This window comes from Cupriavidus sp. GW822-FHT02D05 (genome assembly GCF_058802485.1).
In genome coordinates this window covers 102,838-120,821 of sequence record NZ_JBXAOE010000026.1, presented here as the reverse complement: position 1 = coordinate 120,821, position 17,984 = coordinate 102,838, and the positions used below count along the sequence as shown (strand labels likewise).

At 62.3% G+C, this 17,984-nt stretch carries 19 protein-coding genes and 2 pseudogenes; 14 read left to right on the top strand and 7 right to left on the bottom strand.

The features are described from left to right. From AC1RQK_RS29555 to AC1RQK_RS29545, 3 genes and pseudogenes are all read left to right on the top strand, one after another. A pseudogene (locus tag AC1RQK_RS29555) lies at positions 1–764 on the top strand (helix-turn-helix domain-containing protein); the annotation flags it as partial. A gap of 63 nt (positions 765–827) precedes the next feature. After that, positions 828–1,514: a Vgb family protein gene (locus AC1RQK_RS29550; protein WP_492812805.1), complete on the top strand. Its 687-nt coding sequence runs from the start codon at positions 828–830 to the stop codon at positions 1,512–1,514. Positions 1,515–1,617: 103 nt separating this feature from the next. Then, entirely contained in the window at positions 1,618–2,073 is a 456-nt protein-coding gene (locus tag AC1RQK_RS29545; protein WP_492812803.1) for a hypothetical protein, read from the top strand. A 104-nt stretch (positions 2,074–2,177) separates the two neighbouring features. On the opposite strand, the gene AC1RQK_RS29540 is transcribed toward AC1RQK_RS29545, so the two are convergent. Next, on the bottom strand, positions 2,178–2,408 hold the full coding sequence (locus tag AC1RQK_RS29540) for a hypothetical protein (protein WP_492812801.1): 231 nt from the start codon (positions 2,406–2,408) through the stop codon (positions 2,178–2,180). A 302-nt stretch (positions 2,409–2,710) separates the two neighbouring features. On the opposite strand from AC1RQK_RS29540, the gene AC1RQK_RS29535 reads away from it, so the two are divergent. The 6 genes from AC1RQK_RS29535 (at position 2,711) to AC1RQK_RS29510 (ending at position 8,115) form a co-directional block, all read left to right on the top strand. Continuing rightward, positions 2,711–3,721, top strand: a complete 1,011-nt coding sequence (locus AC1RQK_RS29535) for a LysR family transcriptional regulator (protein ID WP_492373874.1) — start codon at positions 2,711–2,713, stop codon at positions 3,719–3,721. Between the two features lie 138 nt (positions 3,722–3,859). Continuing rightward, a complete protein-coding gene (locus AC1RQK_RS29530; protein WP_492373844.1) occupies positions 3,860–4,828 on the top strand; it encodes a Bug family tripartite tricarboxylate transporter substrate binding protein in 969 nt (322 codons plus the stop codon). A 10-nt stretch (positions 4,829–4,838) separates the two neighbouring features. Continuing rightward, on the top strand, positions 4,839–6,062 hold the full coding sequence (locus tag AC1RQK_RS29525; protein WP_492812799.1) for a CaiB/BaiF CoA transferase family protein: 1,224 nt from the start codon (positions 4,839–4,841) through the stop codon (positions 6,060–6,062). A gap of 38 nt (positions 6,063–6,100) precedes the next feature. Beyond that, on the top strand, positions 6,101–6,259 hold the full coding sequence (locus AC1RQK_RS29520) for a hypothetical protein (protein ID WP_492373842.1): 159 nt from the start codon (positions 6,101–6,103) through the stop codon (positions 6,257–6,259). A gap of 18 nt (positions 6,260–6,277) precedes the next feature. Continuing rightward, positions 6,278–7,144, top strand: coding sequence for an enoyl-CoA hydratase-related protein (locus AC1RQK_RS29515; protein WP_492812797.1), 867 nt, complete (start codon positions 6,278–6,280; stop codon positions 7,142–7,144). A gap of 221 nt (positions 7,145–7,365) precedes the next feature. Continuing rightward, complete coding sequence (locus AC1RQK_RS29510; protein WP_492812795.1) at positions 7,366–8,115, top strand: carbon-nitrogen hydrolase family protein; 750 nt, start codon at positions 7,366–7,368, stop codon at positions 8,113–8,115. Positions 8,116–8,202: 87 nt separating this feature from the next. On the opposite strand, the gene argC is transcribed toward AC1RQK_RS29510, so the two are convergent. Then, positions 8,203–9,132, bottom strand: coding sequence for an N-acetyl-gamma-glutamyl-phosphate reductase (argC, locus tag AC1RQK_RS29505; RefSeq protein WP_492812793.1), 930 nt, complete (start codon positions 9,130–9,132; stop codon positions 8,203–8,205). 129 nt (positions 9,133–9,261) lie between these two features. Between argC and AC1RQK_RS29500 the strand changes: the two genes are divergently transcribed. Continuing rightward, positions 9,262–10,146, top strand: coding sequence for a LysR family transcriptional regulator (locus AC1RQK_RS29500; protein WP_492373838.1), 885 nt, complete (start codon positions 9,262–9,264; stop codon positions 10,144–10,146). A gap of 162 nt (positions 10,147–10,308) precedes the next feature. Continuing rightward, complete coding sequence (yfcF, locus tag AC1RQK_RS29495) at positions 10,309–10,941, top strand: glutathione transferase (protein WP_492373837.1); 633 nt, start codon at positions 10,309–10,311, stop codon at positions 10,939–10,941. Positions 10,942–10,985: 44 nt separating this feature from the next. On the opposite strand, the pseudogene AC1RQK_RS29490 reads toward yfcF, so the two are convergent. Further along, positions 10,986–11,609, bottom strand: a pseudogene (locus AC1RQK_RS29490) (LysR substrate-binding domain-containing protein); the annotation flags it as partial. On the opposite strand from AC1RQK_RS29490, the gene AC1RQK_RS29485 reads away from it, so the two are divergent. Further along, the gene (locus tag AC1RQK_RS29485; protein WP_492812817.1) at positions 11,585–11,950 is read left to right on the top strand and encodes a tautomerase family protein; all 366 of its coding nucleotides are present in this window, start codon (positions 11,585–11,587) and stop codon (positions 11,948–11,950) included. The pseudogene AC1RQK_RS29490 and the gene AC1RQK_RS29485 overlap by 25 nt on opposite strands. A gap of 276 nt (positions 11,951–12,226) precedes the next feature. Here the strand turns inward: AC1RQK_RS29485 and AC1RQK_RS29480 are convergent, their stop codons facing one another. Continuing rightward, on the bottom strand, positions 12,227–12,796 hold the full coding sequence (locus tag AC1RQK_RS29480) for a YdeI/OmpD-associated family protein (protein ID WP_492812790.1): 570 nt from the start codon (positions 12,794–12,796) through the stop codon (positions 12,227–12,229). A gap of 502 nt (positions 12,797–13,298) precedes the next feature. Between AC1RQK_RS29480 and AC1RQK_RS29475 the strand changes: the two genes are divergently transcribed. Further along, on the top strand, positions 13,299–14,063 hold the full coding sequence (locus tag AC1RQK_RS29475; protein WP_492812788.1) for a hypothetical protein: 765 nt from the start codon (positions 13,299–13,301) through the stop codon (positions 14,061–14,063). Positions 14,064–14,442: 379 nt separating this feature from the next. Here AC1RQK_RS29475 and AC1RQK_RS29470 read toward each other — a convergent pair whose 3' ends face one another. Next, positions 14,443–15,222, bottom strand: a complete 780-nt coding sequence (locus tag AC1RQK_RS29470) for an SDR family oxidoreductase (RefSeq protein WP_492373834.1) — start codon at positions 15,220–15,222, stop codon at positions 14,443–14,445. Continuing rightward, positions 15,222–15,548 (bottom strand): nuclear transport factor 2 family protein, encoded by a 327-nt coding sequence (locus AC1RQK_RS29465; RefSeq protein ID WP_492373833.1) that lies wholly within the window; start codon positions 15,546–15,548, stop codon positions 15,222–15,224. The genes AC1RQK_RS29470 and AC1RQK_RS29465 overlap by 1 nt, the downstream gene beginning before the upstream one ends. Before the next feature lie 89 nt (positions 15,549–15,637). Between AC1RQK_RS29465 and AC1RQK_RS29460 the strand changes: the two genes are divergently transcribed. Beyond that, positions 15,638–16,000 (top strand): winged helix-turn-helix transcriptional regulator, encoded by a 363-nt coding sequence (locus AC1RQK_RS29460; RefSeq protein ID WP_492812786.1) that lies wholly within the window; start codon positions 15,638–15,640, stop codon positions 15,998–16,000. Positions 16,001–16,465: 465 nt separating this feature from the next. On the opposite strand, the gene AC1RQK_RS29455 is transcribed toward AC1RQK_RS29460, so the two are convergent. Then, positions 16,466–17,887, bottom strand: a complete 1,422-nt coding sequence (locus tag AC1RQK_RS29455; protein WP_492812784.1) for an aldehyde dehydrogenase family protein — start codon at positions 17,885–17,887, stop codon at positions 16,466–16,468. Positions 17,888–17,984 lie beyond the last annotated feature (97 nt).

The window sequence follows — 17,984 nt, the reverse complement described above, 5'->3', positions numbered from 1 at the left end:
CCCCCCCCCCCCCCCCCCCCCCCCCCCCCCCCCCCCCCCCCCCCCCCCCCCCCCCCCCCCCCCCCCCCCCCCCCCACGCCGGCATCCCCGCGCTGACGGCAGAGGTCCAGAGCGCATTCCTCGTCCTGAAAACGCCCGCAGCGCGCCTGATTGCGCGTGGCGAGGAGCGGTTCCTGCTGCTCGATGAGGTGGAAGCGTTGCTGGCGTCCAAGGCGCTTGTCGTGGACGCGTGCCGTCATGCCGTGCGTGACGCGGGCACGGTGGTCTCGCTGGCAAGGCGTCCGGTGCTGTTCGCGCTCGCACGCGCGCTGGCCGAAGCGTGGCCCGCGGACGTGCCGAGGGACGCGCTCGTTGCGCGGGCATTCCGCGCCAAGCATGCCGATGCGTCGCATCGCGCGCGGCTACGCGTTGAAATCGGGCGGCTTCGCTCGGTGCTCGGGCCGCTGGCCGGCGTGAGCGCGACCCAGCGGGGGTTTGCGCTGGTGCCGCGCGTCGCCCGTGAGGTTGTCGTGCTGGCGAGGCCCGTCGACGAAGCGCACGCGGCGGTGCTCGCCTTCGTTGCGGACGGTGAGTCATGGTCTAGCTCGGCCCTGGCGGTGGCCCTTGGCGCCAGCCAGCGCACCGTGCAGCGGGCGCTCGACGCGCTTGCGGCAACAGGCAAGGTGCAGTCGTTTGGCCGCGGGCGCGCGCGCCGCTGGCTGACGCCGCCCGTGCAGGGATTCACGACGACCTTGTTACTCCCCGCGCCACTGCCGGGTGACTAGAATGCGCTTCATGGATTGCACTTCACTACAGCGGATTCACTACAACGTGACGAGGATGGAAACATGAAACGATCAGCGGCCGAAATCATTCGCGAGTATGGTCCCTTTCCGGGTGTCGACAACGTGCATGGGGTCACGTATGACGGTCGGCAAGTCTGGTTTGCCACCGGCGACAAGCTGATCGCGCTGGATCCGGCGAGCGGGAAGACGCTGCGCTCGATGGATGTCGCCGCACACGCAGGAACGGCCTTCGACGGCCAGCACCTGTTCCAGATCGCCGAGGATCGCATCCAGAAGATCGATCCGCAGACCGGCCGCGTGGTCGCCACGATTCCGGCCCCCGGCGGCGGCAACGACTCGGGACTTGCATGGGCTGAAGGGACGCTCTGGGTGGGGCAGTACCGGGAGCGCAAGATCCATCAGGTCGATCCCCAAACCGGGGAGATTCTTCGCACCATCGAGTCCAATCGCTTCGTCACCGGGGTCACATGGGTCGAAGGAGAGCTCTGGCACGGCACCTGGGAAGGTGAGCAGAGCGAGTTGAGGCAAGTCGATCCCCGCACGGGAAAGGTCCTGGAGAGCATCGAGATGCCAGGCGGCGTCGGCGTGTCGGGGCTCGAGTCCAATGGCAGCGACCAGTTCTTCTGCGGAGGCGGAAGCAGCGGGAAGGTAAGAGCCGTGCGCCGGCCCGGGCGAGGCGGCGCGGCCGGCAGCGCCGCCGGGATCCCTGTTGACGCCACTAGCAAATAACCGAAGCGCCCCTAACGGGCGAGGGTGGCGGCTTGAGGGGCCGCCTGATGCCCGTCGCTAAACGGTATATACTGTTTAGCCTGTTTCTGAACTGAGAATTGCCGTGAATTCACCCATCATCAAGCCGCCGACGAAAGAGGTCTTTCATTTTCCGACGAGCGCGCCAGTAGCCGATAGCAACGCAGCCGCCCCCAAGGGGAAGACGCCAAGGGGCTCGGGTAGCAAGAAGGCCGTGACCAAGGCCGCAACGAAGGCCGAGACGAAACCCCAGAAGAGCAAACCATCGAAGGTGGAAGCTCGCACCGATGTGGCCGCGCCGAAAAAAGCGCAGGGCGCCAAGAAAGAAAAGGTGCTGCGTGACAGCTTCACGATGCCGAAGTCCGACTACGCGAAGCTCGCCGAGCTCAAGCAGCGGTGCCTCGACGCGGGCGTGCACATCAAGAAAAGCGAGATCCTGCGCGCCGGATTGCTGCTGCTTGCTGCAAGCTCGCCGAAGCAATTGCTGAGCGCGGTCTCAAAAGTCGAAGCCATCAAGACCGGGCGTCCCGCCAAGGCCTGAGCGGCGTGCCTGGGGCGGCGGGTTCCGGCAGCGGCGAGAGCGCTTCGGGCCACGCCGGGCGCTCGTAGCGCGCCCGCGCGGCCTGCCGTCGCCGAAACATCGGCCTATCCGTGTTTTGCCAAGTCCTCGAACTTGGCAAACACCCGAGCCTGGACAGCATCCATGACGGCGAGGACCTGCGCATCGGCGGGTGCACTTGCTGTCACGCCAGTCGCGTCCTTCGGTTTTGAGCCGACCGGATAGCACACAAACTCCGTATCGAACCTGCCTGCCGATTCCTTCTTCAGGCGCCGGTTGAGTGCCTTGAGGTATTGCTTCTTGGTGGTCTTTGACATAGGTGCCTCGGTCCTCCGTGCAGTTGCAAATAGCGGGGCGCAAGCGTCGTGACGTAGGGTCCCCGTTTTCGTTGAAGTGCTTCCACGACTCTCTTCTTCGCCAACGATAGAACATAGTCCAGGAAGGTCCCATTGGTCAAATGTGCGCCCCGGGGCTGCTGGAGGTGGCCCAGTGCAGGCTCTGCGTTTGTGTCACCATCCAGGCACAGCCGCCAGGCAGGTCAACATGGCCAGATGTGGGTTGTTCGGGGTCGTCGCCGAGCAGGATGGCGCAGATGCCGCGCTGGCTTCGTGCGACCAGAATCGCCCCCAGCCGCCAGGTACTATCATGTGGCCCTGTCTACGATAGCGTGGAGCCCGAAATTAAAGCAGGCAAAGCTAACCCGATGTCCGGTCTGGACCGGCTGGGCAATGTTGACTTCCATACGTTGTACGCGCTTGCCGCCCTGTTGCGAGGCCGCAGCGTATCGCGCGCGGCGGCCCAGATGGAGGTGTCGCAGCCGGCTATGAGTCGAACCCTCGATCGCCTGCGCAACGTCTTCCAGGATGCCCTGCTGGTGCGTGAAGGCAACCATATGCTGCTGACCTCGCACGGCAAGGAGTTGCTGCCGATCGTGGAAAAACTGCTGGAAACCACGGCCCAGTTGGCGGGGGCCAATGCGCCCTTCGATGCCGCCACCCACGTGCGACACTTCTCGCTGGCCTGCAATGAGCATATCCAGCTCTCGCTGGCCCCCTCCTTGCTAAGCGCACTGCGGTGCGCCGCCCCCTCCATCACGGCACAGTTCAGTCCATTGCATCGGAGCGGCGCCGTTGATGCGTTGGCAAGCGGCGAACTCGATCTCTGCATCGGCTCGGCCTTTCCCTCCGCACCCGGGATCCGCACTCGGTTCCTATACTCCGAGGCCTTTGTCTGTGTGATGCGCAAGCCGCGCCGTACCGGGGCGAATGCACGGATAAGCCTGAAGGATTTCTGCAACCTGCCTCACCTCGACGTCTCGCCAACCGGCCTCACCCTGCTCGGTGAACTGATCGACCGGACCATCCGCAAGCAAGGTGGCTCGCGCCGGGTGGTGTACACCATTTCCAGCTTCATGGCGGCGCCGCAGATCGTCAGCGAGACCGACATGATCTGCGCCATCCCGGCAAGGACAGCCAGGCGACTGGCCTTGCCAGATAACGTTGCGGTGGCCGAACTTGCCTTCGAGGCACCTGCCACGGATGTCTCGATGTTCTGGCACAACCTCACCCACCGCGACGCGGCCTGCGCTTGGCTGCGCGCCGAGATCAGCAACGTACTCCCCGCGCACTAACACGGTTACAAGGTCATACCAGCAGTGGTATGGCTGATATATACCCACCCCGATTGGTGCCGTGTCTGTGGCTGTCTATTCTGCAGCCACGCGAGCCAGAGACAGAGCTCGCCCCCGATCAGTTAGCGTGGAGACAAGATGAACAGACGCACCTCACTGCGCCTTGCCGGAGCGGTCGCATTGCTCTTGCTGGCGCAGCCCTTCAACGCGGGCGCCTACCCTGATAAGCCAATCCGACTAGTCGTATCGTTCCCGCCCGGCAGCGGCGCCGATACTACTGCGCGCTATGTCGCGCAGAAGCTCGGTGAGCGGCTGGGCAAGCCGGTGGTGGTGGAGAACCGGCCCGGTGCCAACAGCTTCATCGCATCCATGGCCGTGGCCAGCGCGGACGCCGATGGCCACACGATCTTCCTGGCCAGCAATTCACCGATGGCGACCAATGTTGCCATCTTCAAGCGCTTGCCATACGACCCCGTGAAGGACTTCGCACCGGTGGCCCGGCTGACGCGTGGCGTGATGGCGGTGGTGGTGCCAGGCTCTTCGGGTGTGAAAACGATCGGCGACCTGGTAGCGCGCAGCCGGGCCCAGCCTGGCACGCTCAACTATGGCGCTGGTGCGGCCTCATACCAGGTCGCCACCGAACTCTTCCTTCAACTTGCCGGTGGCCGCGCTACGCCGGTGCCCTACAAGGGCGTGGCGCCAGCTTTGTCGGACCTGGCTGGCGGCCAGCTCGATTTCGCCTTTGTCGACCTCGGCGCCGTCGTTCCCTTTCTCCAGTCCGGCAAGGTTCGATTGCTGGCTGTGAGCAGCGATCGGCGCTTCGACGCCTTCCCCAAGGTGCCGACGCTGCAGGAGTCGGGCTTCCGGGACTACTACATGGTCAACTGGACCGGCGCTTTCGTTCCGGCTCGTACGCCGGCGTCCGTCGTCGACCTGCTCGACAAGCAGTTGCAGGCGATCTACCGCTTGCCCGAAACCGCGATGAAGGTGCGGCAATCCTACGGCGAGCCGTTTGTGGGCGATGCCAACGAACTGAGGCGCTTCCAGCTTGAGGAAATCAGCCGCTGGGAGCAGGCAGCCCGGCAGGCCGGGATACAGAAACAATGAGAGCCATATCATGACGACGAACCTGACCAAGAGCGTGACCGAGCAACTTCCGGCTCGCCAGCTTCCCCTTGCCGGCCTGACCGTACTCGACCTGGGCCAGATCTATCAGGGTCCCTACTGCGGCTTCCTTCTGGCGATGGCCGGCGCCGACGTAATCAAGATCGAACCACCACATGGCGAGCCGGTGCGCGCGCGCCGCGAGTCGCTGTTGCCCCTGGCCATGCTTAATTCCAACAAGCGCGGCATCACGCTCAACTTCAAGACCGAGCAAGGCCGCAGCGTCTTTCGCGACCTGGTGGCCAAGGCAGACGTGGTGCTCGAGAACTTCATGCCGGGCGTGATGGAGCGGCTCGGCCTCGCGGCCGAGCCGCTGCTGGAGATCCAGCCTCGCTTGGTCTACGCGTCCGCCTCGGGCTACGGGACCAGTGGGCCGAATCGCGATCATCTTGCCATGGACCTGACCATTCAGGCCATGAGCGGCGCCATGCACGTAACCGGCTATCCCGACAGCCCCCCGCTCAAGGCAGGGCCGGCCATCAGCGATTTCCTGGGCGGTATCCACCTCTATGGGGCCATCGTCTCGGCCTTGTTCGAGCGCGAACGCAGCGGCCGCGGAAGGATTGTCGAGATCGCCATGCAGGACACGATGTATCCTGCTCTCGCCTCAAACCTGACGATGTATTACGAGGACCCGGAACGCAATCCGCGCACCGGAAACCGGCACGGGGCGCTCGCAATGTCGCCCTACAACACCTACTCGGCCAAGGACGGCTACATCGCCATTATCTGCGTCACCGAAGGCCACTGGCCGGGGCTGTGCCAGGCGATGGGGCGCCCCGACCTGGGTGGACAGGAGCGCTACGCGACGCACGCCTCGCGTTGTGCGGTGATGAGCGAGGTGGACGAACTGGTTGCCTCCTGGACCTGCAACCTCACGCGCGCCGAGATCATGACGGCCGGCCAGGCCCATCACTTTCCCTGCGCGCCGGTTCGCACGCTCGATGAGGTCGTGCACGACCGTCATATGCACGAGCGCGGCATGCTGAACTATGTGATGCATCCCAAGTTGGGCGAGGTGGTCCTGCCCAACAGCCCCTTGCGCTTTCACCAGTCGCCGCCGTTGGCACTGAGGCCCAACCCGGACCTCGGCGAGCACAACAAGGCGGTACTGAGCGAGCTTCTCGGACTGTCGGCCGCGGCAATCGACACCCTGCGCCAGCAAGGCGCGTTCTGAAGCAAGAACCAGCCCCCTGCCAAGAGAAAACACCAGCCATGTCAGATTTCGTCCAGATTGTCCGCGAGGACGGCATCGCCGTCATCACGCTGAACCACCCGCATACCCGCAACGCCATTGCAGACGATCTCCGCCAGCATGCAGGCGCTGGCGCACAGCACCGAAGCGCACCGTCAGGCGCTGCGCTTGATGACTGAACGCGTGGGGAGAAAATCATGAGCGCGGCCAGCCCCAATACCAACACCAATGCCAATACCAACGAGACCATCCTCTGCGACGTGGCGAACCGGATTGCCGTCATTACCCTCAACCGGCCGGACCAGCTCAACGCCTGGAACTCTGAGATGGAAGCTGGACTGCGCACCGCACTAGAGCGCTGCCGGGACGATCGCGAGGTCCGTGTGATCGTGTTGACCGGGGCCGGAAAGGCCTTCTGCGCAGGCGCCGACTTGTCGGCGGCGCGCGCGCGGCTGGCGGAGTCCAGCCCGCGACACGCCAGTAGTACGGCGGCTCACGCGCCCAACGATGTCGCCGCCCGGGAGGACTTTGGCCAGCGCTACAGCTATTTGCTGGCGATCGGCAAGCCCATCATCTGCGCCCTGAACGGTGCCGCAGCCGGGGTCGGCCTGGTGCTCTCACTCTATTGCGATATCCGCTACGCCAGCCGCGAAGCGCGGCTGGTGCCGGCATTCGTGCGGCGCGGGCTGGCCGCCGAACACGGCATAGCCTGGATGCTGCCCAGGATGATCGGCCTGTCACGTGCGCTCGAGTGGCTGATGAGCGGCAGGTCAATGGGCGCGCAGGAGGCCGAACAGGCCGGTCTGGTTTCCGCCGTGTTCGAAGTCGATCGCTTCCTGCCGACGGTGCTCGAACGCGCCGCAGTATTGGCCGCCCTGTGCTCGCCTAGCGCAATGGCAGCGGCCAAGCGACAGTCGTACCGCGCGCTCGGCCAGACTCTAGGTGAAAGTGTTGCGCAGGCCGAGCGCGAGATCGCGGCTTCATTGCAGGGGACCGACTTCCGTGAGGGCGTAGCGGCGTTCCTCGACAAACGCCAGCCTTCGTTCTCGGGACTGGGACGCTGAGCGGCGTGCCTGCACGGCCCATCCCGGCCAGTTTCGCTTGTTCGACTGTTCGACTGTTCGACATTGGTGTCGGGATCGTCGACAATCTCAATGCTCTTATTCGGTATTGCGTTCCTCACTTTGTGCGGCCTTGGCGGCACAGGGCAATGTGACGGCGGTCGATGGATACCGAGCCGCATTCCCGGACGTCTTATCTGATTGACCGTTGAGAGATCCCCACGATGTCAGCGTCTTTCGTCGTAGCAGCAGCCCAGTCCATTTCCGTCGCCGGTGACATACAGCAGAACGTCGACCGGCATCTCGCGTTTTTATGCGAAGCCGCCGCGAGACGCGCGCGTCTCGTCGTCTTTCCCGAGCTTTCGCTGACCGGATACGAGAGCACCATTGCGAACGAAGTCGCAATCCACAACGACGACGCGCGACTCGCGCCCCTGCGTCACGAATGTACTCGAAGCGGACTGACCGCCGTCGTGGGCGCTCCCTTGCGCTTCGACGATGGGGTGCGGATCGGCGCGCTGACGTTGACACCGGACGGCAAGGTCACCAGCTACACGAAGCAATACCTGCATCCAGGAGAAGACGCGACCTTCGCGCCCGGATCGGGCGGGCCGCCGATTTCCGTTGACGGCGAGACTGTCGCGCTCGCCGTTTGTGCGGACACGGGCCATCCAGAGCATGCAGCGCAAGCATCCACCATGGGTGCGATCCTGTACGCGGCGGGCGTGCTATTCACCGCGAACGGTTACGCTGCGGATACCGCGTTGCTCCGGCGCTATGCGGCACAGCACCGCTTCGCCGTGCTGATGGCTAACCACGGCGCAGACACAGGCGGATGGTCATCCATAGGCAAGAGTGCGTTTTGGGACGAGCACGGCCGCTGCGTCGTCGCGGCGGACGGACCCGGGGCCGCGCTGGTCATCGCGAGCAGGGCCGACGCCGGCTGGCACGGTGAAGTCGTCTCGTTGCGATGAACCCATTTGAGTGGTGCATCTGTATCGCCACGCCGTGTTGGGGGCCGGGCAAGCGAAGCGTGTTGACCGCTAGCCCGACCTCGGCCACTATTGCCGCGTGAGCATCAGGTTCAGGTTCTGAACCGCAGCGCCGGATGCGCCTTTGCCAAGATTATCGAACACCGCGGACAGAAGGACGTGCCCGTGTTCCATGTTGGGAAATACGCTTAAGCGCATGTCGTTCGTACCGTTCAGCACTTGTGGATCCAGGTGTTTCAAGGCGCACGATTCGTGCAGCGGCAAGACATGGACGTGGGCCGCCTCGGCATAGTGGCGTGCGAGGCATGCCTGTAACGTGACGCCATCCACGTCGGGTGCCAGCAGCCGCAACGCCAAGGGCACCGTCAGCACGATGCCCTGGCGGAACGCACCCAACGCAGGGACAAAGATTGGACGCTGCGCGAGCCCGGCGTGCTGCTGGATCTCCGGGGTGTGCTTGTGCGCGAGTTCCAGACCATATACCTGGTATGAAGGCGCGTTGACGGCACCCTGTCCCTCATGTTCCTCCACGCCGGCACGCCCGCGTCCGGAGTAGCCCGACACCGCATGAATGCTGATAGGGTAGTCGCCTGGTATGAGCCCGGCCTGCAACAGGGGACGCAGCAAGCCAATGGCTCCGGTCGGATAGCAACCGGGATTGGTGACCCGACGTGCGTTGGCAATGCGCTCAGCCTGTCCCTGCGTCATTTCCGGAAAGCCGTACGTCCAGTCCGTCTGTGTGCGGTGGGCGGAACTTGCGTCGATGACCCGGACGGCAGGATTCACAATGGCGTCCACTGCCTCGCGCGCGGCAGCATCCGGCAAACAGAGGATGGCGATGTCGCAGGCATTGATGGCTTCTGCGCGACGCCGCGGATCCTTGCGTTCCGCAGCGGCAAGCGTGAACAGTCTAAGGTCGGTCCGGTTGCGCAGCCGTTCGTGGATTTGCAACCCGGTGGTGCCTTGGTCGCCGTCGATGAAAACAACGGGAGAGCTCATACGTGGAATACTCCGGTGACTGTGGGTTTTGACAAGGAGAACGAGCCCCTATGTTCCATGGACCGCTAGAATAGAGAAAGTTGTATTTCATAACGTGAATATTCAGTTTTTCTGAATCTGGACGCCAATATGCGAGAGATCAGCCTGGACCGTTTGCGCACTCTGGTCGCCATTGCCGACCGTGGCTCATTTGTCGAAGCGGCGCGTGCATTGCACCTGGCGCCGCCAACGGTCAGCCTCCACATCGCTGAACTCGAAGACCGCATTGGGGCGCCGCTCCTGTCGCGCAAGCGCGGACATGTCAGGCCGTCGGCGATAGGGGAGGTGCTGGTGGAGCGCGCGCGTCGACTGCTGGCCGATGCGGAGCAGGCGTTAGACGATATTCAACGCCAGGTGCAGGGGCTCGAAGGGCGCGCGCGGCTCGGTGCGTCGACTGGCGTGATCGCGCACCTGTTGCCGCAAGCGCTTGAGGTGCTGCGCCAGCACCATCCCGCTATCGACATTCAGGTTGCAGTACTCACTTCGCATGAAACGCTGTCCCGATTGGCGGATGGAACGCTGGATGTTGGGCTGATCGCGCTGCCTCAGCCCCCGGTGGCTGGACTCGTGATAAAGCCTTGGCGCCGCGACCCCGTGATGGCCTTTTTGCCGGCGCATTGGCGGTGTCCGGCCCGCGTCACGCCGGAATGGCTCGCTGCCCAACCTCTCATTCTCAATGACGCGACCACGCGTCTCTCGCGTCTGACTGCGGAGTGGTTCGCGACCGGGGGGCACCATCCTGCGCCGCGCATCCAGCTCAACTACAACGACGCGATCAAGAGTCTGGTAGCGGCAGGTTACGGCGCAGCGCTGTTGCCCCATGAGGCCACTACGCCATTACCCGATGGGCGCATCGTCATGCGTGCGCTGCGCCCGGCGTTGTGGCGCCGGCTCGGCATTGCACATCGTGCGGGGTACGTTGAGCGTTCCACGCAACACGTACTCGATGTGTTGTGGGATCTGCGATTGGCGTAGGCGTTGCCATTTTCCAATCGCCATTCGCCATTCGTCGCTTCGGTTCGTTCTTGCTGGGACAGTAGCTTTATTGCATGTCATGCCGAACAAGCGCGGCCGGTCGACATCGACGCCTAGATCGTTGACAATCGTTTTCCTTGCGTAAGCAAACAGGAGCCCACTTTGCCTTCAACGAATCTGCGTCTCTACGCCGACGCTCAATTCGCAAGTCCATATGCGATGTCGGCCTTCGTGGCCCTTCACGAAAAGGGATTGTCGTTTGAGCTTGTCACCATCGACCTGGCCAACAATGCGAACCTCGAACCTGGTTATGCACAGAGCTCACTCACGCAGCGCATACCTACGCTGATTCACGGCAGTTTCGCTTTGTCCGAGTCGTCAGCCATAACTGAATATCTCGACGAGGTTTTTCCGGGCACCTTGTTATACCCAAAAGATGCGATCAGTCGCGCTCGGGCACGCCAAGTCCAGGCGTGGCTGCGAAGCGATCTCATGCCCATCCGGCAGGAGCGCTCCACTGAGGTGGTATTTTATGGCGCTCCCGCAGCGCCCCTATCTGCTGCAGCACGTACGGCCGCAGGAAAACTGTTTTCTGCTTGCGAGGTGCTGCTTACCGACCACTCACCGAACCTCTTTGGCGAGTGGTGCATCGCAGACGTCGACCTTGCTCTAATGCTGAACCGGCTCGTCCTCAATGGTGATGCGGTGCCGGGAAGGTTGGCTGACTACGCTGCGCATCAGTGGCAAAGGCCGTCTGTTCAGCGTTGGATCGCCCTGAATCGCCCCCCGCTGTGAAACCCTCGAACTCGCCGCGCTTTGAGTATGCGACCGGCTAGTTGCTAGCCTCGCACCGCGCTCCTGAAGGCGGCTGAAAGCACGGCAAGCGCATCGCGCGGCCGGCCGTCGTTGACCCGTGAGTGAAGCAGAACCGGCAAGCGTGGTAAGTCAGGCAGCCCGAGCTTGGGGCCTACGTCCACTGCGCCCAATGGCAGCATGCGAGGAGCCAATGCTGCTACGCCGAGCCCCGCCACGACGGCTGCAGCGACTGCAGCAACGCCGCCGCCGACGAAAACTTCTGTCCAAGGCAAGCCTGCCGCATCGAGAAGCTGGCCGGCCATCGCACGCACACCGCAAGGTTCAGCAAGAGTGGCAAGCGGCAGGGGCTCGCCGGCGCGATGCTCCCAGCTTGGCGCTGCGAACCAGCGGAATTTCTCGTCGGTAAGAATTTCTCCGTCGCTTCGACCGACATGCAAGCGGACGATCACCGTGTCGAGTTCCCGCCGGTCGAAACTTTGAAGCAGGTCACCCGACGAGCCGATCCGGATCTCGATCAGCAGTTGCGGGCTTTGCGCGTTCATGCGCGCGATCAGCGCGGGCAGCTCCGGTCCCGCAACATGGTCACTGATACCAATGACGAGACGCTGCCGGACCCCGGCAAATCCAGCGAGCGCGCGATCAGCCGCAAGCCTCTCGCCAGGCGATCTTCGACAACCTGTATCGCGCGCTGCACGAAACGTTCAACGTGCCCGAGGGCGACCAGTTCCTGACCATCACGGAGCATGACGCCGCGAACTTCCGTTACGGCGCGTCCTATCATGGCATCGCCCGGAGTGACGATCTCGTGTTCATCCAGATCACCGCGAACAACACCCGCACCGTGGAACAGAAGAAAGTGCTGTTCCAGCGGATCGCGGAGTTGCTCAGCGAGAGCCCCGGCATCCGGCCGGAGGACGTGTTCGTGAGCCTTGTCGAGGTCGCAAAAGAGAATTGGTCCCTTGGCAACGGCCTCGCGCAATACGCTTGAGTCGGTGGTCGGTGCTGTTGATCGCGGCCACCATTTGCCGGCTGCTTCGCGACGCGCGACACAAAATTTGCGTGAATGTCCGTCGTCGAGAAAGTTGGTCGACCGCTGAGGGTTGACAAGAGCCGAATGCGACACGGCTGCCGGAGGTCGCTTCACGGGGCCAGTAACAGCCCTTCGGGCGTGTCTCACGAATGACGACTGCTGGGTGCGAAGCGGCCATTAGGGGTTTATATGCCATGCCCCCGTTTGGCAAATTCTCCGTCAGAAGCGCAAGATCTATGGATAGAAGGTTTCGCCACGGTTCAGCATGTTGACGAATTCCTCGATTTTACGCGCCCTTGTTTCTGGTTTTTTGGCATTCTGTACCCGAAACAGGATGGCATAGCGGTTACGGCTGTTCAGTGTTGCAAAAAACTTCTTGGCTTCCGGATTTGCGTCCAAAGCCAGCTGCAGGTCGTCCGGCACTATCGAGTTACTGGCCGACGTATAAGCAGCCTTCCAGCGGCCGTCCTTCCTAGCTTTCTCGATTTCGCACATGCCGGGCGGGCGCATTCTGCCTGCGGCGATCAGCGCTTCAGCCCTGTCTTTGTTAAGTTTGGACCAGATGCTTTTTGCGGAGCGTGGGGTGAAGCGCTGTAACCAGTATTTCTCGCTCTCAGCCTGCTTTTGACCATCAATCCAGCCATAGCAGAGGGCGCTTTCCAACGCCTGTTCGTAGGTTACGGTTCGCTGCTCGGTGCCTTTTTTCGCTAGACGCAGCCATGCTCCCGTCGAAGTGCTGCCGTTTTGCCCTAACCAACTTTCCCATTCGGTCTGACTTGTAAATGTTAGAACGCATTCGGTCATGTCACTATCCTGAATGGTTGAGTACATGCGCGGGGAAGGCGTCCGCAGTCTAACAGTGCTTATACGGGCATCAACGTCCGTGGTGCGAACCAAAGACCGGTCTCTCAGTAGCCACTAGCCCGTCGGCTGGTTTGGGTCGGTCTGAGACGGCCGGCCCTGGCGGAGGGCCGAAGTCAGAGTCCGGCCATCTTGAGTCGTCCACCGGACGACCCGCTGACGGTCGCATGTAGAATCCAGGCGGCGAAAATTGTAACAGTGGGAAGGTCAGGAGCTACTCAGTGCTGTTAGCGGCCGGCATTCGCCGTGACACCATCCTCAAACCACGACCAACATCACGCACGACCAAATCGAAGCCGCCAAGGCGATCCTTCTCTCCAAACAACGGGTTTCGACCCGCCTTCTGCAACGCACCCCGAAATTGCCCTACTCAGGCACAGAGGCAGTTCTCAATGCCCTGCAACATCAGGATGTGTTGACCCCTCGCCTAGATGGCTTTCGCCGGTTGACGAAGGCGTTCGAGAACGAAGACACCACGGCTCGTGTTTCGTTCGTGCGGTTCGTCTTCGAATCCGTCCGCTATTTTTCGGAAATGTGGGAGGAAGGAAATAGCGGCCACACGAAGATCATGAAGCTTCTGCGCCCCTCCTCGCAGGTCGCGCCGCTCCAGCTTCGGAAACTCGTACTCCATGCGTGTTTCCAGACTCGGCGGATGGGGTTGCTAGAGGCATCGATGGCGTTAGTTGAATACTGCTGTGACCGAGGTCTTGCTCCTGCGGTCGACGACGATGACCTTTCCGAGTTGGGCATCATGTGCTCGTCCGCCTCACGTCCATTCACCTTGGTCAGCGATCCAGCAGCGATAAGGAAGCGCTCCTTCGTCCGACTGGCTTGCTACCTAAGCCTTCGAGGCATGGACTCCGACACGCGTTGCTTCGAGTATTTTCTCCGCGGCGTGTACGACGTACCGACGGGCCAGGGGAAGAATGGAGGAACCTACAACGAGCACGTGGTGCCGCTTGCCTACATCCGAAAGCACTGCGTGCACCTATTGACGCAGGGAGGTACGGCCGAGCAAGCCACAAGCGACATCATCCGGTTTCTGGCAATCGTAAAAATCACCGACGACGAGCGAAACTATCTGGATCGCAGCATCAGCTCCGGTGGGCTAGGGTTGCAGGTCGACATGCCTGAGGCTTGGTACCCCGAAGTGGGGGACATCTTTGCGCGCCTCCACAAGGCGGGCATCGAGTTTCAGATGTCGATGTGACCGGCATAAAGGCAGAAAAGCTCATCGCCGCTCTTTTGGGGAAAGACCTGATCCGACGGCCGCGTTCGGCCACACTGAGACGTTGGCGGAGTTTGTGCGAATGGCCGCTTCGAAGATGAGGATTCAACCGGTCAACGCAACACACTAATGGCTGCGTGAGCAGTGAAGGGTGTTGCATCGACCGGTTGAATCCTCAAGATCGTTACGGCCGTTCGTCGATCCAAAAGCACAGTACGGCAATTGATGCTGCGAATGTCCTTGCCACTCGATCCCGACGAAACAGGACATGCAATACGGCAGCGCCGAGGAGGCCTGGCTGTGGCTGTCCGCCTGCCGGCAGAAACATGCAACGCCGGGGCGGCAGAGCAAGTGGCTCAGACTACGCGGTCGGAACAGTTCCGCCGTCGATGACGTACTCAGTGCCGGTGATGGCGCTGGCCCGCGCGGAGACGAGGAAGCCAATGAGTTCTGCCACTTCTCGGGGAGAGCATGGCCGGCCGAGAGGAATGCCCCCGAGCGAATCCATGATGATCTTGCGGGCGCCTTCCATGTCGATGCCGTTCTGCCGGGCGATCTCAGCAACGAGACCCGCGGCGGCATCTGTCTCGACCCAGCCGGGGGAGACACGCACGACGCGAACGCCTTTCGGACTGACTTCCCTGGACAAGGCTTTGCTGTAGTTCGACAGGGCAGCCTTGGCGGCGGCATAGGCAATCGTGGCCTCCGGCAACGGTAACTGCCGCTGGATCGACGTGACGTGGATGATGACGCCCGAGCGCTGCTCGGCCATCAAGGGCAACAGCGCGCGATCGATCCGCACCGCCGGGAACAGGTTCAGGTTCAATGCCTTGTGCCATTCGTCGTCGTCGAGCACCCTGAAGCCACCCGCCGGCGCAGATGAGCCACCCGCCACGTGCACGACAATATCGACGCCGCCGAGCCGTTCGAGCACGGCGTCGACAATGGTTTTACAGCCCTCAGCCGTCGTGATGTCCGCACCGATGAACCTGTCTTCGGAAAGGTCATCGGGACGCGAACGTGCTGTCGCGAGGACGTTCGCGCCGGCCTTGCAAAGGTGCGCGACAACGGCTTTACCGACTCCTTTGGTCCCGCCTGTGACAAGCGCCCGAAGGCCCTGAAGTTCGGGTGCGGCGCTCATCAGTGAATCTCGAGAGACGCGATCTTGCCGCCAGCCAGGACAAACGTGTAGGTCAGCTCGACCGGGCTACCGGGGAAGGCGCCCGTGAGCCTCGCGCGCATCGTGACGGCGGTGCCATCCTGGGACAGGTCCAACGGCTCGACGTTGTACTGGTATCTGGCTTTGGTGTCTTTCTTCCAGGCCTGGATGGCTTCGAGCCCCTCGATAGTGCGGCCCTCGTCGCGCACGACGGCGTCGGCAGCGAAGCAGTTCGCAAGAGAGGCAGTGTCGCTTGTGGTTTCCGCGTTCAGATAGGCATCCAGCGGCGGCGGCAGGGTCATGTTCATCGGACTTTTCCTGAATGTCACGTTTGCATGTCTCAATGATGGCGCTATAGTTACCACATCGCAAGAACGCACTAAAAAGTAAGTAAGCCGTGCCTAACCGAAAAGCCTACACTCCTGCGACCGCCGCGGTCGATGTCGAAGCGGCATTCAAGCTACTGGAAGGTCGTTGGAAGCTGGTGATCCTGTTTCACCTTTTCGGTGGCCAGGTGCGGCGTTTTTCGGACCTCGAGAGGCTGATCCCCGGCATCACGCAAAAGATGCTTGCCCAGCAGTTACGCCGCCTCGAAGAGGACGGCATTGTGACGCGCACGGTCTATCACCAGGTGCCGCCGAAGGTGGACTACCGCCTGACCGATTGGGGCCAAGCGCTCTGCCCGGCACTGGATGCGATCCTGAAATGGGCGGAGCGCCGTGAAGACTTTCCATCGGCTGCGTCGAGCGTGCGTGCCTAAGGCTGACAGACCTGTTTTCCAGAATACGAATTCTGTGGGTGGTCGACGCGGTGTCTGCTGTAAGTTAACGGATGCGTTTGCATCGGTTTGGGGTGCTCTCCCAAAATTTTCAGAATCACACCGTCGGGTCGCGCTATGGTCGGCCCGCGTCAGCGATCCGCCACTTTCTGTGATGGCCGACGAGATGAAGGCCGACGCGTTATCCGGCGGCCGTCTCATGTTGCTCCCGGAACGGACGGTCGTAGAGCTTGTCCGAGCGGCTCAATCGGGGCGGGAAGGGACGACCGGGAAACTGCGGGCCGGGGTCCCTCCCCGGTCATCTTCAGACGTTTGCCCATAGTTGCGCAGAGCCATTCGAGCGACAGCTCCACCGGGCAACGGCCTTTCGTCCTCCGGTACTCATAAACGTTGGAAGTCCTCCTTGCTGCCTAGCGAGTCGCTTCAACGAGCGCTTGGGTTGCGCGATCACGAAACAGTGAGAACGGCCTTCGGCTCGAGAAAAGCCTCGAGCCCAAACGTTCCGTACTCGCGGCCGATACCAGATTGCTTGAATCCGCCGAATGGCGCGGCCGGTTCGTGTGCCAGCGTGTTGACTAGCACTCGACCCGCGTCGATTCGCCGTGCGAGCTCGCGCGCACGCTGGTCATCCGCCGAAAACACGTACGCTTGCAAGCCGAAGTTGGTGTCGTTGGCGATTGCGACCGCATCTTCAGTATCGCGGTACGCGATAATCGACAGCACAGGACCGAAGATCTCTTCGCGCGCAATCGCCATGTCGTTGGTTACATCGCTGAAGACCGTCGGACGTACGAACCATCCTGCATCGATCCCATCTGGCCGGCCTTCGCCTCCCGCGATCAGACGCGCGCCTGAGTCGATGCCGATCCGGATATAGCGCTGTACGCGTTCCCACTGCTTCTGGCTGACCATTGGGCCGACAGTCGTCCGCGGATCGCGCGGATCGCCTGCCTGCGTGCGCGCAACTTCTTGCTGCACCCGCGCTTCGAATTCCGCGAGCCGCTGCTGCGGAACCAGAATACGCGTGCCCGCGATGCACGCCTGGCCGCTATTCATGAAGCCGGCCTGAATCGCGAGCGGCACCACCTCGTCGAAGTTTGCGTCTTCGAGCACGAGTACCGGCGACTTGCCGCCAAGTTCGAGCGTCACGCGCTTCAACGTCTCCGCACCCGCGCGCAGAATCGTCTTGCCGACTGCGGTCGAACCGGTGAACGACAGCTTTGCGACATCCGGATGGGAACTGATCTGCGCACCGACCGTTTCGCCGCGTCCCGTTACGATGTTGAACAAGCCCGGCGGCAAGCCGGCTTCGTGCAACGCCTCGGTGACGACGCGCGTCTGGATCGCGCTCATCTCGCTTGGCTTGATGACGGCCGTGCAACCCGCAGCCAACGCGGTGGCGAGCTTGCCGCAGATGAATCCCGCGTTGCTGTTCCATGGCGTAATCAGACCGGCGACGCCTAGTGGCTGCATCACGACCTCGGCAATACCCGCGCGACGCGTGAACGCATAGTCCTGCAGCACCTTCGCCGCTTCGAGCAGCACATTGCTGGCATGCTGCGCCATCCAGCGGCCGCGCGATATGGGCGCGCCATATTCCTCCGTGATCGCCTCGTACAGTTCGTCCTCTTTGGCGACAACGGCTTGGTGCATGCGCTTGAGCATGTCGATGCGCTCGCTCTTGCTGGTGCGGGAAAACGCGGGAAACGCGCGCTTTGCTGCGGCGATCGCATCGCGCGCGTCCTGCGCATCGGCGAGACGCACGCGGCCAATTACCTGCTCGGTCGCTGGATTGAAGAGGTTGAACAGTTCGTCGCCGTGCGGTGTGACGAAGGCGCCGTCGATATAGATTTTGTCGATGATCTGCATGGCTGCTCCCAGAAGACGTTCCAGATCACTAAAGATAGACCCGATGCATTGCCCCGACTAGTCATACAATACGGCATGTATCATTGAAAAATATCGG